The 2,058-nt window shown below is 63.4% G+C and carries 3 protein-coding genes; 1 reads left to right on the forward strand and 2 read right to left on the reverse strand.

Annotated elements, in window-relative coordinates; genetic code table 11:
* Positions 1–956, forward strand: a 956-nt coding sequence (locus HP499_RS23650; RefSeq protein WP_172326482.1) for a thioesterase domain-containing protein, incomplete at its 5' end; no start/stop codon positions are given.
* A gap of 30 nt (positions 957–986) precedes the next feature.
* Here HP499_RS23650 and HP499_RS23655 read toward each other — a convergent pair.
* Both HP499_RS23655 and HP499_RS23660 read right to left on the reverse strand, forming a co-directional pair.
* Positions 987–1,694, reverse strand: a complete 708-nt coding sequence (locus HP499_RS23655) for a tyrosine-protein phosphatase (RefSeq protein ID WP_172326483.1) — start codon at positions 1,692–1,694, stop codon at positions 987–989.
* A gap of 11 nt (positions 1,695–1,705) precedes the next feature.
* Positions 1,706–2,058: HAD-IIA family hydrolase (locus tag HP499_RS23660; protein ID WP_172326484.1), on the reverse strand; the 353-nt coding region annotated here is incomplete at its 5' end.

The raw sequence follows: 2,058 nt of genomic DNA on the forward strand, positions 1-2,058 counted from the left end.
CCGGAGCCTCCGCCGCCCTGGCCGGGGACATGCTCTTTACCCGCCGCGTCCAAGCCGAGCGGCGTGCCACCAAAATCCTCCGGGTGCCCGATCCGTACTCGGACCTGTACTTCCCCAAAGCCAGCTGGATCCTGTTTCCGGGGTATAAAACCAGCTGGGAAGAAGCGCAGTGGATCCTCAACTCACTGCGTCCTGCCCTGCACCAGCGTGGACGCCTTGCCGCCGTCGGGTATTCCAACTTGGGACTGGACGTTGACGAGATCGTCCGCGAAATCATCCTGCACGTCCGGGATCTTGAACTGGAGAAGCTCTACTTCTACGGCCATAGTTTCGGCGGTATGCTCGCCACCCAGGTGGCCGCCCGCCTGCTGGAACTTCATGGCGTGGAAACGCAGCTGATCGTTCTGGATTCAAGCCCGTTCAGCCGCGCCGATGTCCTGGACCAGAGCTGGTTCGACGGCGTGGTGTTCCTCTACGAGAATGGCTTCCGCATCCCGTCCGTCCTGCGCGGTGGCTATGAGCTGGGGGAGCGCGTGGCGCACAAGGACGAGCGCACGTGGCGGCAAATCCTTGACCAAAGCCTGGAGCAGCTTTCTCCGATCGCCCCTTCCAGCGTGCTCATCCAGACGGAGTCGGCCTACATCTACCACTTTGACGGGCTCCGCCTGGCCGGAAAAATCGGGGGTGCCAAGATGGCCTTCATGGGCAACGCCAAGGACGGCACCGTGGATTACGAGTCCGCGCGTGCCGGCTGGAGCAAGGTGTTCGGAGCCAACATGGTCCTGCCGACGCTCAGCACCGAAGGTGCCCGGCCTGCGCATGCGAGCCCCCAGTGGAACGGCAGCCTGTACCGGCCCTTGCTGGAACGCATCCAAAATGAGCTCCAGCCGCTCCCACCCGAGCCTGAGGAACCGTCGTACCAAGAACCCAACGGAAAGATCATCCGCCCGGCATAGGCGCGGATCTGGGTTGCTCCGGCGTGAGGGTCAGCGCAACGATTGAACCTCGACGGCGGTGAGGCCCGCCTCGCGCAGGAAGCCCCGCGCGTCACCGAACTCCTTGGCGAAAGCTGCCAGGAAGTGCCGCATGGCAGCTTCAGGGCTCTGCAGGACCATCAGTTCCGGGCTGAAATAGGCCGCAGGAGTGGAGGGGACATGCAAGCGCCACGTCTCTGCCATCACCTCCAACATGGTGGGAAGGCTGAGGGTGGTGGCTGTGTAATCCTCCACCACTTGGTCCTCGGTCCCGCCCGCTGCCAGGAGGGCGAGCGCGGATACCACTCCTGTGCGGTCCTTGCCCAGGGAGCAATGAACCAGCGTGCGCTTGCCGTGGGCAGCGGGACGGAGCGCATCAGCAACCCACTCCGGCCGCAACCGGATCCACCCGAGGTACAGCTCTCCCAGATCCTCGGGCGTCTCCACCGCTTGGAGGGAACCGGCGATTGCATTCGGGTCCAGCGGATTGTGGATGAGTTCGACGGCGGCGTGCCCGTCGTCGTTGTTTTTGTCGCCCTGGTCGTCGCCCTGAACCAGCCAGGGCACCAAGGAGCGCTCCAGGTCACTGCGAAGATCCATGATGGTTTGGATGCCGTGCTCCGCGAGGAAATCCGAGGTTGCAACGGCATCCAAACCGAACGGCTGGCTCCCCCTGAGAATCCGGCCACCGGCCAGAGGACGCAGGTTGAGCACAGCCATGGTTGGTCCTTTTAGATTTGGCTCTTGAGGTCGGCCACGGAGTTCAGAATCTGGTTGGGCCGGAACGGGAAGGAGACGATTTCTTCACGCTGCGTGATGCCGCTGAGCACCAGGACCGTGTGCAGGCCCGCTTCCATACCCGCCACGATGTCCGTGTCCATACGGTCGCCGATCATGGCAGTGGTCTCCGAATGAGCATCGATCTGGTTCATGGCGGAACGGAACATCATGGGGTTCGGTTTGCCCACAATGTACGGCTCGCGGCCCGTGGCCTTGGTGATCATGGCAGCTATGGCTCCGGTGGCGGGCATGGGGCCGTCCTTGGAAGGACCTGTGGCATCGGGGTTGGTCGCGATGAACCGGG

It is taken from the genome of Paenarthrobacter sp. CM16 (assembly GCF_013179505.1).
Classification (GTDB): Bacteria; Actinomycetota; Actinomycetes; order Actinomycetales; family Micrococcaceae; genus Arthrobacter.

Coding starts and splice junctions, on each gene's coding strand:
- HP499_RS23655 (WP_172326483.1), bottom strand. CDS start 1,694: ATGGCTGTGCTCAACCTGCGTCCTCTGGCCGGTGGCCGGATTCTCAGG.